The 13,284-nt window shown below is 70.9% G+C and carries 10 protein-coding genes and 1 pseudogene; 8 read left to right on the top strand and 3 right to left on the bottom strand.

Annotated elements, in window-relative coordinates; genetic code table 11:
- The first annotated feature begins 22 nt into the window (after nucleotides 1–22).
- The 6 genes from ACSC1Q_RS21940 (at nucleotide 23) to ACSC1Q_RS21915 (ending at nucleotide 8,238) form a co-directional block, all read left to right on the top strand.
- Nucleotides 23–1,714 carry a thiamine pyrophosphate-binding protein gene (locus tag ACSC1Q_RS21940; protein WP_436760574.1) on the top strand — a complete coding sequence of 564 codons (1,692 nt, stop codon included), beginning with the start codon at nucleotides 23–25 and terminating at the stop codon, nucleotides 1,712–1,714.
- Between the two features lie 10 nt (nucleotides 1,715–1,724).
- A complete protein-coding gene (frc, locus tag ACSC1Q_RS21935; protein WP_436760573.1) occupies nucleotides 1,725–2,948 on the top strand; it encodes a formyl-CoA transferase in 1,224 nt (407 codons plus the stop codon).
- Nucleotides 2,948–5,083, top strand: coding sequence for an acetate--CoA ligase family protein (locus tag ACSC1Q_RS21930; RefSeq protein WP_436760572.1), 2,136 nt, complete (start codon nucleotides 2,948–2,950; stop codon nucleotides 5,081–5,083). The genes frc and ACSC1Q_RS21930 overlap by 1 nt, the downstream gene beginning before the upstream one ends.
- Nucleotides 5,084–5,253: 170 nt before the next feature.
- Nucleotides 5,254–6,660: an Nramp family divalent metal transporter gene (locus ACSC1Q_RS21925; protein WP_436760571.1), complete on the top strand. Its 1,407-nt coding sequence runs from the start codon at nucleotides 5,254–5,256 to the stop codon at nucleotides 6,658–6,660.
- Between the two features lie 4 nt (nucleotides 6,661–6,664).
- Entirely contained in the window at nucleotides 6,665–7,186 is a 522-nt protein-coding gene (locus tag ACSC1Q_RS21920; RefSeq protein WP_436760570.1) for a hypothetical protein, read from the top strand.
- Nucleotides 7,183–8,238 (top strand): TerC family protein, encoded by a 1,056-nt coding sequence (locus ACSC1Q_RS21915; protein ID WP_436760569.1) that lies wholly within the window; start codon nucleotides 7,183–7,185, stop codon nucleotides 8,236–8,238. Before ACSC1Q_RS21920 ends, ACSC1Q_RS21915 begins: the two co-directional genes overlap by 4 nt.
- Before the next feature lie 55 nt (nucleotides 8,239–8,293).
- Here the strand turns inward: ACSC1Q_RS21915 and ACSC1Q_RS21910 are convergent, their stop codons facing one another.
- From ACSC1Q_RS21910 to ACSC1Q_RS21900, 3 genes are all read right to left on the bottom strand, one after another.
- Nucleotides 8,294–8,482 carry a hypothetical protein gene (locus ACSC1Q_RS21910; protein ID WP_436760568.1) on the bottom strand — a complete coding sequence of 63 codons (189 nt, stop codon included), beginning with the start codon at nucleotides 8,480–8,482 and terminating at the stop codon, nucleotides 8,294–8,296.
- A 649-nt stretch (nucleotides 8,483–9,131) separates the two neighbouring features.
- Nucleotides 9,132–9,881 carry a GntR family transcriptional regulator gene (locus ACSC1Q_RS21905; RefSeq protein WP_436760567.1) on the bottom strand — a complete coding sequence of 250 codons (750 nt, stop codon included), beginning with the start codon at nucleotides 9,879–9,881 and terminating at the stop codon, nucleotides 9,132–9,134.
- Nucleotides 9,882–10,007: 126 nt separating this feature from the next.
- On the bottom strand, nucleotides 10,008–11,348 hold the full coding sequence (locus ACSC1Q_RS21900) for an MFS transporter (protein ID WP_436760566.1): 1,341 nt from the start codon (nucleotides 11,346–11,348) through the stop codon (nucleotides 10,008–10,010).
- A gap of 99 nt (nucleotides 11,349–11,447) precedes the next feature.
- Between ACSC1Q_RS21900 and sucC the strand changes: the two genes are divergently transcribed.
- Together sucC and ACSC1Q_RS21890 are read left to right on the top strand one after the other, a co-directional pair.
- A complete protein-coding gene (sucC, locus tag ACSC1Q_RS21895) occupies nucleotides 11,448–12,611 on the top strand; it encodes an ADP-forming succinate--CoA ligase subunit beta (RefSeq protein ID WP_436760565.1) in 1,164 nt (387 codons plus the stop codon).
- Nucleotides 12,612–12,795: 184 nt separating this feature from the next.
- Nucleotides 12,796–13,284 (top strand): annotated as a pseudogene (locus tag ACSC1Q_RS21890) (succinate--CoA ligase subunit alpha); the annotation flags it as partial.

Genomic DNA, 13,284 nt, shown 5'->3' with positions numbered 1-13,284 from the left:
CACAATCGAGAGGACCACCAGAATGACCCAGCCAGCGGACACGGCGCCGGAAACCATCTCCGGAGGCCACCTGGTGGCGAAGGCGCTCAAGGCGGAGGGGATCGATGTGATCTTCACGCTCTGCGGCGGCCACATCATCGACATCTACGACGGTTGCGTCGACGAGGGCATCGAGGTCATCGACGTCCGCCACGAGCAGGTGGCGGCGCACGCGGCCGACGGTTACGCCCGGATCACCGGCAAGCCGGGTTGCGCGGTCGTGACGGCGGGGCCGGGCACCACCGACGCGGTGACCGGCGTCGCCAACGCCTTCAGGGCCGAGAGCCCCATGCTGCTCATCGGGGGGCAGGGGGCGCTGAGCCAGCACAAGATGGGCTCGCTGCAGGACCTGCCCCACGTCGACATGATGACCCCGATCACCAAGTTCGCGGCCACGGTCCCCTCGACCGAGCGGGTGGCCGACATCGTCTCGATGGCCTTCAGGGAGTGCTACCACGGCGCTCCCGGGCCGTCCTTCCTGGAGATCCCGCGCGACGTCCTCGACGCCAGCGTCCCGCTCGCCAAGGCCCGCGTCCCCGAGGCCGGCCGCTACCGCGCCTCGGTGCGCCAGGCCGGAGACCCCGAGGCCGTCGAGCGCCTCGCCGACCTGCTGGCCCACGCGGAGAAGCCCTGCGTCCTGCTGGGCAGCCAGGTCTGGACCACCCGGGGCACCGACGACGCGATCGACTTCGTCCGCGCCCTCAACGTCCCCGCCTACATGAACGGCTCGGCCCGCGGCACGCTGCCCCCCGGCGACCCGCACCACTTCCAGCTCTCCCGGCGCTACGCCTTCACCAACGCCGACCTGATCATCATCGTCGGCACCCCGTTCGACTTCCGGATGGGCTACGGCAAGCGCCTGTCGCCCTCGGCGACGGTGGTCCAGATCGACCTCGACTACCGCACGGTCGGCAAGAACCGCGACGTCGACCTGGGGATCGTCGGCGACGCCGGGCTGATCCTGGCGGCGGCCACCCAGGCCGCCTCCGGCCGCGTCGAGAACGGCGCGGCCCGGCGCAAGGAGTGGCTGGAGGAGCTGCGCGCGGTCGAGACCGCGGCCTACGAGAAGCGGCTGCCCCGCCAGCTCTCCGGCGCGCAGCCGATCGACCCCTACCGCCTGGTCCACGAGATCAACGAGTTCCTCACCGAGGACACCATCTACATCGGCGACGGCGGCGACATCGTCACCTTCTCCGGCCAGGTCGTCCAGCCCAAGTCGCCCGGCCACTGGATGGACCCCGGGCCGCTCGGCACCCTCGGCGTCGGCGTCGCCTTCGCCATGGCCGCCAAATACGCCAAACCCGACAAGGAGGTGCTCTGCCTCTTCGGAGACGGGGCGTTCAGCCTCACCGGCTGGGACTTCGAGACGATGGTCCGCTTCGACCTGCCGTTCATCGGCGTCATCGGCAACAACTCGTCGATGAACCAGATCCGTTACGGCCAGGCCGCCAAGTACGGCGACGACCGCGGCCGGATCGGCAACACCCTCGGCGACGTCCGCTACGACGAGTTCGCCCGGATGCTGGGCGGTCACGGCGAGGAGGTCAGGGACCCCGCCGACATCAGGCCCGCGCTGGAGCGGGCCCGCGAGTCGGGCAGGCCCGCCCTGATCAACGTATGGGTCGATCCGGACGTCTACGCGCCCGGAACCATGAACCAGACCATGTACAAGTGAGGGGGACCCCATGAAGGCACTGGAAGGTGTCCGCGTCCTCGACATGACCCACGTGCAGTCGGGTCCGTCCTGTACGCAGCTCCTGGCCTGGCTCGGCGCCGACGTGATCAAGCTGGAGGCGCCCTCCGGAGACATCACCCGCAAGCAGCTGCGCGACGTCCCCGACGTCGACAGCCTCTACTTCACGATGCTCAACTGCAACAAGCGCAGCATCACCCTCAACATGAAGAGCGACCGCGGCAAGCAGCTCTTCACCGAGCTGCTGCGCGACTCCGACATCCTGGTGGAGAACTTCGGGCCCGGCGCGGTCGACCGGATGGGGTTTTCCTGGGACCGGCTCCAGGAGCTCAACCCGCGGCTGGTCTACGCCTCGATCAAGGGTTTCGGCCCGGGACGCTACGCCAAGTTCAAGGCGTACGAGGTGATCGCCCAGGCGATGGGCGGCTCGATGAGCACCACCGGCTTCGAGGACGGCCCGCCGCTGGCCACCGGCGCCCAGATCGGCGACTCGGGCACCGGCATCCACGCCGTCGCCGGCATCCTGGCCGCCCTCTACCAGCGTGAGCAGACCGGGCGCGGCCAGCGCGTGCAGGTGGCGATGCAGCACGCGGTGCTCAACCTGTGCCGGGTGAAGCTCCGCGACCAGCAGCGGCTCGGCCACGGGCCCCTGTCGGAATACCCCAACAAGACCTTCGGCGACGAGGTGCCGCGCTCGGGCAACGCCTCGGGCGGCGGCCAGCCCGGCTGGGCCGTGCGGTGCGCGCCCGGCGGCCCCAACGACTACATCTACGTCATCGTGCAGCCGGTCGGCTGGGCGCCGCTCGCCGGGATCATCGGCCGCCCCGAGCTGGCCAACGACCCCGAGTGGGCCACTCCCGAGGCGCGCCTTCCCAACCTCGACAAGACGTTCCAGCTCATCGAGGAGTGGAGCATCACCCGCGACAAGTGGGAGGTCCTCGACCTGCTCAACGCCGCCAACATCCCCTGCGGCCCGATCCTGTCGACCAAGGAGCTGCTGGAGGACGACAGCCTGCGGAGGGAGGGCGCGCTGGTCGAGGTCGACCACCCCCAGCGCGGCTCCTTCGTGACGGTCGGCAGCCCGCTGCACCTGTCCGACTCGCCGGTGGACGTCACCGCGCCGCCCCTGCTCGGCGAGCACAACACCGAGATCTACGCCGGCCTCGGCCTGTCCGTCGAGGAGCTGGCCGAGCTGAAGACGAACGGAGTCATCTGATGGCGTATGACCAGGCCGCCGTACGCGAGGTGCTGGACAAGGCCCGTGCCGAGGGCCGCACCGCGCTGACCGCCCCCGAGGGCAGGAGGATCTGCCAGGCGTACGGCATCTCGACCCCCGGTGAGGGGGTGGCGACCTCCGCGGAGGAGGCGGTGTCGCTCGCCGGGGAGATCGGCCTGCCCGTGGTGCTCAAGATCGTGTCTCCCGACATCCTGCACAAGACCGAGGCGGGCGGGGTGCTCGTCGGCCTGGCCGACCTCGACGCGGTGCGCGCCGGCTACGACCGGATCCTCGCCTCCGCGCGCTCGTACGACCCCGAGGCGTCGATCGACGGCGTCCAGGTCCAGGCCATGGTCGGTGCCGGGCACGAGGTGATCATCGGCGCGGTCACCGACCAGACCTTCGGCAAGGTCGTCGCCTTCGGGCTCGGCGGGGTGCTCGTCGAAGTCCTCAAGGACGTGACCTTCCGGCTGGCCCCCCTCTCGGGTGATGATGCACTCGGGATGCTGGACGACATCAGGGCGGCGGAGGTGCTGCGCGGTGTCCGCGGTGCCGAGGCGGCCGACAGGGGGGCGCTGTCGAACATGATCGAACGAGTCGGCGCCCTCGCCGGGGACTTCCCCGAGATCTCGGAGGTGGACCTGAACCCGGTCTTCGCCACCTCCGAGGGCGCGACGGCCGCCGACGTGCGCATCCTCCTCGACGCCGACCCCGTCGCCGCGCCCGCCAGGCTCTCGCGCGAGGAGATCCTCGCCGGGATGAACCGGATCTTCAAGCCGCGCGCCGTCGCGGTGATCGGCGCCTCCGGCGAGACCGGCAAGATCGGCAACTCGGTGATGCGCAACCTGATCAACGGCGGCTACCGGGGCCACATCTACCCGATCAACCCGAAGGCCCCCGAGATCCTCGGGCTGCCCGCCTACGCCAGCATCGCCGACGTGCCGGGCGAGGTCGACGTGGCGGTCTTCGCCATCCCGGCCAAGTTCGTGCCCGCGGCGCTGGAGGACGCCGGGCGCAAGGGGGTGGCGGGAGCCATCATGATCCCGTCGGGGTTCGCCGAGACGGGCAACGTCGAGGGGCAGCGGGAGATCGTCGAGATCGCCCGCAAGCACGGCATGCGGATGCTCGGCCCCAACATCTACGGCTACTACTACACGCCGGAAAACCTGTGCGCCACGTTCTGCACGCCGTACGACGTGAAGGGCGGGGTCGCGCTGACCTCGCAGAGCGGTGGCATCGGGATGGCCATCCTCGGCTTCAGCCGCACCACCGGGATGGGCGTCTCGGCGATCGTCGGGGTCGGCAACAAGGCCGACGTCGACGAGGACGACCTGCTCACCTTCTTCGAGCAGGACGACAACACCAACTGCGTGGCGATGCACCTGGAGGACCTCAAGGACGGGCGAGGGTTCGTCGAGGCCGCCCGGCGGATGGTCGCCAAGAAGCCGGTGATCGTGCTCAAGGCCGGGCGCACCGCGATGGGCGCGCGGGCCGCGGGCTCGCACACCGGGGCGCTCGCCGGCGACGACAAGGTCTACGACGACATCCTCCGCCAGGCGGGCGTCGTGCGGGCCCCGGGCCTCAACGACATGCTGGAGTACGCCAGGGCGCTGCCGCTGATGCCCGCCCCCAAGGGGGAGAACGTCGTCATCATCACCGGGGCGGGCGGCTCGGGAGTGCTGCTCTCCGACGCCTGCGTCGACAACGGGCTGAGCCTCATGGAGATCCCGCCGGATCTCGACGAGGCCTTCCGCGCCTACATCCCGCCCTTCGGGGCGGCGGGCAACCCGGTCGACATCACCGGTGGCGAGCCGCCCAGCACCTACGAGAACACCATCAGGCTGGGCCTGGCCGACCCCCGCGTGCACGCGCTGGTGATCGGTTACTGGCACACCATCGTCACCCCGCCGATGGTCTTCGCCGAGCTGGTCGCGCGGGTCGTGGCCGAGGAGCGGGCCAAGGGCAACGACAAGCCCGTGGTCGCCTCGCTGGCCGGTGACACCGAGGTCGAGCAGGCCTGTGACCATCTCTTCGCGAACGGGGTGATCGCCTACCCGTACACCACGGAGAGGCCCGTGGCCGTGCTCGGCGCCAAGTACCGCTGGGCGCGGGCCGCGGGGTTGCTGCGCGGCTGAGCCGCGCTTCAGGAGCGAGGGGGCGAATCGGGGCACTCGCAGGATCAACCAACCCCCCAGGAGGTCCGCAGGTGGACACATCGAGAACACCGGCTGCAGCGGAGCCCGGCGAAGCCGCCGCCGCATCCGGCCAGGAAGAGAAAGTATGGCGGGCGGGCGGGCTGGAGCCGATGCCCATACGCACCCTGCCCGACGCTCCCCCGTCGATCCACATCCTCGGGCCGACGGTGTTCCTCGTCGCGCTCGGCGTGGGCATGGGCGAGTCGTACATGTGGCCCCGGCTGGTCCTGCTGTTCGGGCCGGAGATCCGGTGGCTGTTCCTCATCGGCGTCACCCTCCAGGCCGTGGTCATGCTGGAGATGGCCCGTTACGCCATGGCGACCGGGGAGAGCATCTTCTTCGGCGCCGCCCGGGTCTTCAAGCCCCTGATGTGGTTCTTCTTCGTCGTCGCGATCCTCGTCTACATCTGGCCGGGTCATCTGTCCGCGGGGGCCGCCGCCTTCGAGCAGATCACCGGCATCCCATGGGTGATCACGGCCTGCGCGGGCCTGATACTCGTCGGGGTCGTCTTCAGCCTGGCGAAGGTGATCTACAACCTGCTGGAGAGCGTGCTGTCGATCCTGATCGGCACGCTCGTCGTCGGGACCGCCGTGGTGGCGGCCATGGTCGGCACCTGGAACGACGTGGTGAGCACGATCACCGGGATGTTCGCCTTCGGCTACCTGCCGCAGCAGGCGCTCTCCGAGGCCTGGTTCCCGGTGATCGTGGGTTCGATCGCCTTCGCCGGGCCGTCCGGGATGCAGCAGATGTGGTACACCCTGCACCTGCGCGACTCCGGAGCCGGCATGGGCTCCCACATCCCGGCCGTGCGCGGTCTCCGGCACGCCGGTGAGGAAGAGGCCATGCCCTCGCGCGGCTTCATGTTCGACACGAGCAACCCCGAGGAGATGCGCAAGTGGAAGGGGTGGCGGCGCTGGGTCACCTTCGACGCGCTCCTGCTCTTCTGGGGCATCACGATGCTGGTCACCGTCTCCTTCACCGTGATCGCCCAGGCCGCGGCGAGGAACACCCCCGGCGTCCGCGCCGTGATCGAGTCGGGCGACAGGGAGGTGGCGCTGAACGCGATGGCCGACTCCTTCGCCTCCGCGGGCAGCTCGGTGCTGGGCGGGGTCTTCCTCGGCTTCATCGCGCTGATCGGGCTGAACGCCACCCTCGGCCTGTTCGACTCCTTCTCCCGGGGCCAGGCGGACATGAGCTTCCACTTCGTACGCGGTGCGAAGAAGCTCGGCATGTCCCGCCTGTACGCCGCCTTCCTGTGGGGCGTCATCGCGTTCGGCATCCTGATCCTGCTGTTCGGCCCGGCCGACGGCCCGAGCGGGATCCTCGACACGCTGGCGTTCCTGTCCACGTTCGCCATGGGCGCCTACTGCGTGACGCTCCTGCTGGTGAACAACCGCATGCTGCCCAAACCGATCCGGCCGAAGATCTGGACCAACCTGATCATCGGCTTCGGGGCGGTCTTCTACCTGGGGATGCTGCTCTACAGCCTGTTCGCCTTCGGTGTGGTCGTGGGCTGAGACCGTGCCGACGCGACAAGCTGAACTCGCCCTTCCCGGGGCGCTGATCGGAGTCGTCGCCGGCGCCGTGGCCGGAGGGCTGACCCTGCTCGCAGGGCAGCCCGCCGGCTGGGCCGCGATCTCCGCGCTGACGCTCGCCCTCCCCCTGGGGCTCCTCGGGGCCGGATACTCCGTCCTGCTCGGCCAGAACCTGTTCAGGCCGGGGGTGTTCGCCCCCGCGGGTCTCTACTGGCTGGCCGGTTTCCCCCTGGCCCGGCTGTTCCAGGAGACGATCACCGGCCTCGCCGTCTTCGGTCACGTCGGCCTGCCCGGCGGGGTGGCGGGATTCCTGGCCTACCAGGCCATGGTGAGCCTCGGCTTCGCGATCGGCTTCCTCTGGTTGCACGAGAGGCTCATGCCCCACTGGTTGATGCGCCTGAGAGAGCGCAATCCGCGGGCGCGCGAACTGTTCGCCGCCTACGTCGAGCACGCTGAGGCGCTGTGGCTCGCCAAGGAACGCCGCCGCGCACGGAAAGGAGCGCGTTGAACATTCCCACCTGGGTGTGGCTGGTCACGATCGCCGGGTTCGGCCTCGTGCTGGCCGTCGACTTCTACCTCGTGGCGCGCAACCCGCGAAAGCCCACGTTCCGCGAGTGCGTGTTCTGGGTGGTCTTCTACGTGTCGCTCGCCATCGCGTTCGGCATCGGGCTGCTGGTGGTCACGGGGCCGTCGCACGGCGGCGAGTTCTTCGCCGGTTGGATCACCGAGTACTCCCTCAGCGTCGACAACCTGTTCGTCTTCCTGTTGATCATGAGCCGCTTCTCGGTGCCCGACCGCTACCGGCAGAAGGTGCTCCTGATCGGCATCGTCCTGGCACTCGTCATGCGCGGCGCCTTCATCGCCGCCGGGGCGGAGGCCGTGACCCGCTTCGACTGGCTCTTCTACATCTTCGGCGCCTTCCTCATCTACACCGCGTGGAAGCTCGTGGGCCACGAGGAGGAGGAGGCGGAGTTCTCCGAGAACATCGCGTTGCGCACGGTCAGGCGGGTCGTCCCCACCACGGAGACCTACCACGGCTCGTCGCTCTCCGCGATGGTCAACGGCCGCCGCGCCGTCACCCCGATGCTGATCGTGATGGTCGCGATCGGGACCACGGACCTGCTGTTCGCCCTCGACTCCATCCCGGCCATCTTCGGGCTGACCAAGGAGCCCTACCTGGTGTTCACCGCCAACGCCTTCGCGCTGATGGGGCTGCGGCAGCTGTTCTTCCTGATCGGAGGGTTGCTCGACCGCCTCGTCTATCTCAGCAAGGGCCTGTCGGTGGTCCTGGCCTTCATCGGCGTGAAGCTCATCTTCGAGGCGCTGCACCACGACGGCGTCTCCTGGGCCCCGGAGATCCCCATCCTGGTCTCCCTCGGGGTCATCGTCGGCACGCTCGCCGTCACCACCGTGGCCAGCCTCGTCAAGTCGAGGAACGACCGCCGCCGCGCCCCGGCGGGCGAGAACGACTCCGCGGAGGATCCGGCGACCGGCCCCTCCGGTTCTCCCGACCCCGCCGACCCCGCCACGAAGCGGAGCGAGGCGCACGCGGACGGCTGAGGCGCGGCCGGCCGTCGCGAGCGGGTGGTCTCCCCGGCGGAGACCTCCCGCTCGCTCATTTCGGAACGTCGATCCCGTCGGTCCGCCGCTCGGTCGCCCAGCGGCGCAGATGGCGCTCGGCGTTCTCCGCCGAGCCGTACTTTCGCATGGCCGTCGCGAGGCCGAGCCCCATCATCCGGCCGTCGGCGGAATAGCCCGCGGGTCCAGAGGTGAGAAAGCGGAACCTGTTGAGAAACGCTCTCATCGATCATCACCACCAATTTCTTTCGTTCAGTATCTGCCCTGGGTGTTTCACTCAAACGGGCCAACCGTGAATTCTGTGTCAACTGGCCCGTGAGCTGCTCGGACCGTGCGGGAACGGCCCTGAGAGGATTGGATTCGACGCCGGTCCGCGCGGGGTCGCCGCGCTTTTCCGCACCCGGCCGGCACGGGTCGACCGGCGCCGGCCGGAGTGGATTCGCGGGGGCCGTTCCGCTGGATTATCCGGTGGGAGTTCGTTTGACGGTCAATGCCGGTGGGCGCGGGTTCGGACGCCGGTCCGCACGGGTTCTTCCGTGCCTCCCCGGACGCGCCTTGCCCGGACGTCCTTTCCTCGGACGTGCGTTTCCGAGGACGTGCTCCTTCGGGTGTGCCTCCCGGGTGTGCCCTCCCGGTCCGGGACATGCGAGATCATCCCGAACCGGATCAGAACGGCACGAGGGAGTTTCCGGTGATCGGCCCGTACCGGGTCGGGCCGAGTCGAGTCAGTGTCGGGCCGGTGCCGGATTCGTACGGGAGGGGATGGCCCGCGCCGGATCGGACCGGCGCGAGCGAGGGGAGGAAGGGGATCGCGCCTGCCGGAGAGGGCCGGCCCGCGCTGAGGGGACGAGGAGGCCGAGGAGACGGAGGGAGGGTCAGCTCGCGCTGAGCGAGCGCGGGCGCCGGCGGCGGGCGACGGGCGCGGGCTCCTCCGGCTCGGCGGGCTCGGAGGCCCGCTGCTCCAGGTAGGAGGAGCGGGTGTGCTCGGTGTGGTCGCGCATGATCTCCGCTGCCCTGATCTCGTCGCGTGCCTCGATGGCGTTGATCAGCTGGTCGTGCTCCTCCCAGGAGGCCCGGCCGCGCTGGCGGGCCACCGGCGTGTGATACCACCGCACGCGGCGGGAGACCTGCGAGGCCAGCTCCGCCAGCACCGCGTTGCCGGACAGCTCGGTGATCAGCGCGTGCAGCTCGGAGTTGGCCGCCACAGAGGCGTCGATGTCGTCCGCCTCCAGGGCCCGGAGCCCGCGCGCGCACACCTCGCGCAGCCGGGCCACGCCCGCGGTGTCGGAGTTGAGCGCGGCCAGCCGCGCCGACTCGGTCTCCAGCAGGGCGCGTACGGCGAGCAGCTGGTCGGCCTCCTGCACGGTCGGCGCGTGGACGAACGCCCCGTGGCCGGGACGGAGGTCGACCCAGCCCTCGCCGCTGAGCATCTGCAGCGCCTCGCGGACCGGCTGGCGCGACACGCCGAGCAGCTCGGCGAGCTCGCTCTCCGCGAGGTGCTGGCCGGGACTGAGGCTCCCGTTCACGATGAGCTCCAGGATCGCCTCGAAAACGCTCTCCCGGAGAGTGGTCGGGCGCGGGATCTTGGGCGCCGCTCCCGAGTTCGCCAGTTCCGACCGCACCATTGTCTTCAGCTCCAGGATGAGAAAATATGGCGGCCCCTCGTCTGGCCAGCCCATTGTCTGTTGTCGACTGCCTACAGTATACAGTTTCGGGCAGGGTCGCCGTGGTGAGCCTGATCACATCATGGCTCACCCGGGGAGCGTGACCGGATGACCGGGCTGGCGCAGCGTGACACTGAGGGTCGCGGCGGCCAGCACCAGACCGGCGGCGAGGAAGAACGCCACGGCGTGGCCCGAGGAGGTCAGGGCCAGCGCGGCGAGGCCGACCCCGACGAGCCCGGCGACCGCCTTCGCACTGTAGACCACGCCGTGGATCGAGGCGGTGTGCCTCTCGCCGAAGTATTCGCGGACCAGGCTGGCGATGAGCGGGTAGAACGCGCCCCCGCCCAGGCCGGCGGGCACCGTCGCCACCAGGATCATGACGGCGGCCCCGGTCACCGTCCCCCAGGCCAGCAGCAGCTGCCCCAGGCAGAGCAGGGCCAGCACGGCGCTGAGCGTGCGCCCCCGCCCGGCCACCTCGGCGGCGAGCACGGCGCAGGCGCGTCCCGCGCCGTTGAGCACCAGGAGCAGGGCCACCGCGCCCCAGGGGGAGAAGCCGCCCGAGGTCGCCAGTGCGACCACGTCGAAGATGGAGACCGCCCCCGCGCAGATCAGGATCGACACCAGGGTGGGCAGCGAGCCCGTCCGCAGCGCCTGGCTCAGGGAGAACTGGCGCACGGCCCGGGGCTCCCTGCGCAGCGCGACCCGGTCGTCGGCCCAGGCGCGCGGGTCGATGTGGGCGGGCCACCAGTGTGGCGGCGGCAGGCGTACGAAGGTCGCCGCCAGGCCCACCGCGACCAGCGCGACGACCGCGGCCACGGCGAACAGCGGCTGGAGCACGCCCCCCGCGCCCCCCGTGCTCTCCGTGGCCCCCGCGTTCCCCGCGCCCCCGCCCAGAACGGCCACCACCGCGAGCGGGGCCGTGCCGTAGGCGAAGGCGCCGGTGGTGAAGCCCACCTTCGCGGCCGGGCGCTCGGGGTACCAGCGGGCGACGGCCTCGGTGCACGCGCCGTACACCAGCCCGGCGCCCACGCCGCCGAGCAGGGCGTAGCCGGCGAGGACCGTGGGCAGGTCGCGGGCGAAGGCCGCCGTGAGCAGGGCCGCCGCGCTGAGCGGCGCTCCGGCCCACAGCGCGAGGCGGATCCCGAGCGCGCCGCGCCGCAGCAGCAGGACGGTGGGCAGGGCCACCGCGGCCTGGCAGACGATCCAGACGGCGAGCGGTGCCAGGGCCGGGGCGAGCGGCCAGCCGCGCGCCTGCGCCAGGGCGGGCACCGCCGCCGCGTAGCCGTACTGCATGGCGCCGATGGAGGCCATGGCGGCCCAGGGGAGCCAGAACATCCACGACCGGGGACGGTTGATCAGATCCTGCGGGGTGTCGCCGACGAGGTAATCGCGTCCCCGCCAGTCTCGTACGAGCTGCGTCTTCTCCATACCGTATGGAATATCCGTCGCCGGAGTCCCTGTCGAGGCCTGGACGGCTAGATTTCCATACGGTATACCGTCTACAAGAACCGTATCCAGGGAGGTCGCGTGGACCTGTTCGAATACGAGGCGAAGAAACTCTTCGCGCGGCACGGGGTCCCCGTCCCCACCGGGGAGGTCGTGGCCACCCCCGAGGGCGCCCGCGCGATCGCGGCCGGCCTCGGGGTCCCGGTCGTCATCAAGGCCCAGGTGAAGACCGGCGGCAGGGGAAAGGCCGGAGGTGTGCGGCCCGCCCCCGGCCCCGACTCCGCCGAGCGGGAGGCGCGGCACATCCTCGGCATGGACATCAGGGGCCACATCGCCGAGACCGTGCTCGTGGAGACGGCCACGGTCCCGGTCGAGGAGTATTACGTGGCCTACCTCGTCGACCGGGCCAACCGGTGTTTCCTCGCCATGGCGTCCGTCCACGGCGGCATGGACATCGAGGAGGTGGCCGCGACCAGGCCCGAGGCGCTGGTCAAGATGCCGGTCGACCCCCTGGCCGGGATCGACGAGGGCGCCGCCCGCGAGCTGGTGGCCAAGGCGGGCTTCCCCACCGACCTCCAGGGCGCGGTGGCCGAGGTGCTGGTCCGCCTCTGGCGGGTCATGGTGGAGGAGGACGCCCTGCTGGTCGAGGTCAACCCCCTGGTCTGGACGGCGGGGAGCGCGATCCTCGCCCTCGACGGCAAGGTCAGCCTCGACGAGGGCGCGGCCTTCCGCCACGAGCACGCGGCCCTGATCACCGGGCCGGGCGACGGCGGCCTTGAGTCGCGGGCCAGGGCCAAGGGCCTCAACTACGTCAAGCTCGACGGTCACGTGGGGGTCGTCGGCAACGGCGCGGGGCTGGTGATGAGCACCCTCGACGTCGTCGCCCAGGCGGGGGAGCGCTTCGGCGGGGTCCGCCCGGCCAACTTCCTCGACATCGGCGGCGGGGCGTCCGCGCAGGTCATGGCGAACAGCCTGGAGATCATCCTCTCCGACCCCGACGTCAGGTCGGTCCTCGTCAACGTCTTCGGCGGCATCACCGCCTGCGACGCGGTGGCCGACGGCATCGTCTCCGCGCTCGGGCTGCTCGGCGACCGCGGCCTGAGCCGCCCCATCGTCGTGCGGCTCGACGGCAACAACGCCGAGGAGGGCCGCCGGATCCTCACCGAGGCCGGGCACCCCGCGGTCCGCCAGGTCACCACCATGGACGGCGCCGCCGAAGAGGCGGCCAGGCTCGCCGCGGCATGAGCGGGCCCATCACCGGCCCCACCGGCCTTACCGGCCTTACTAGACCCACCGGACCCACCGGACCCGGCGAGCCCGCCGGTCCCGCCCACGGAGGGCACGCGAGCACGGACCTCGCCCACCGAGGGCACGCCAGCACGGATCCCGCCCACGGAGGGCGCGCGAGCACGGAGAGGGAGTGGCAAGCATGGCGATCTTCTTGACCGGCCACAGCAAGGTGGTCGTGCAGGGCATGACCGGCGCGGAGGGGAGACGGCACACCGCGAGGATGCTCGCGGCGGGCACCGACGTGGTCGCCGGGGTCACGCCGGGCAAGGGCGGCGGCACGGTCGACTTCGCCGAGCGGGGCGTCCCGGTGTTCGGCACGGTCGCCGAGGCGATCGCCCGGACGGGCGCGGACGTCTCGGTGGTCTTCGTGCCGCCGAGATTCGCCAAGGCCGCGGTGATCGAGGCCGTCGACGCGGGGATCGGCCTCTGCGTGGTCATCACCGAGGGCGTCCCCGTCCACGACACGCTGGCCTTCTGGGCCCACGCCAGGGCGGCGGGCGGCCGGACCCGCATCATCGGCCCCAACTGCCCGGGGCTGATCAGTCCCGGCGCCTCCAACGCGGGGATCATCCCGGCCGACATCACCAGCGCGGGCCGCATCGGCCTGGTCTCGAAGTCGGGCACGCTC

Source organism: Streptosporangium heterodermiicola (assembly GCF_051390675.1).
Classification (GTDB): Bacteria; Actinomycetota; Actinomycetes; order Streptosporangiales; family Streptosporangiaceae; genus Streptosporangium.
This window is presented reverse-complemented; position numbering and strand designations above follow the sequence as displayed.

Bases quoted from the DNA above. Each gene is read 5' to 3' on its own strand.
- ACSC1Q_RS21905 (WP_436760567.1), bottom strand. From the start codon at position 9,881: ATGGTGCGGTCGGAACTGGCGAACTCGGGAGCGGCGCCCAAGATCCCG.
- ACSC1Q_RS21910 (WP_436760568.1), bottom strand. From the start codon at position 8,482: ATGAGAGCGTTTCTCAACAGGTTCCGCTTTCTCACCTCTGGACCCGCG.
- ACSC1Q_RS21925 (WP_436760571.1), top strand. From the start codon at position 5,254: ATGCCCATACGCACCCTGCCCGACGCTCCCCCGTCGATCCACATCCTC.
- frc (WP_436760573.1), top strand. From the start codon at position 1,725: ATGAAGGCACTGGAAGGTGTCCGCGTCCTCGACATGACCCACGTGCAG.
- ACSC1Q_RS21930 (WP_436760572.1), top strand. From the start codon at position 2,948: ATGGCGTATGACCAGGCCGCCGTACGCGAGGTGCTGGACAAGGCCCGT.
- ACSC1Q_RS21900 (WP_436760566.1), bottom strand. From the start codon at position 11,348: ATGGAGAAGACGCAGCTCGTACGAGACTGGCGGGGACGCGATTACCTC.
- ACSC1Q_RS21940 (WP_436760574.1), top strand. From the start codon at position 23: ATGACCCAGCCAGCGGACACGGCGCCGGAAACCATCTCCGGAGGCCAC.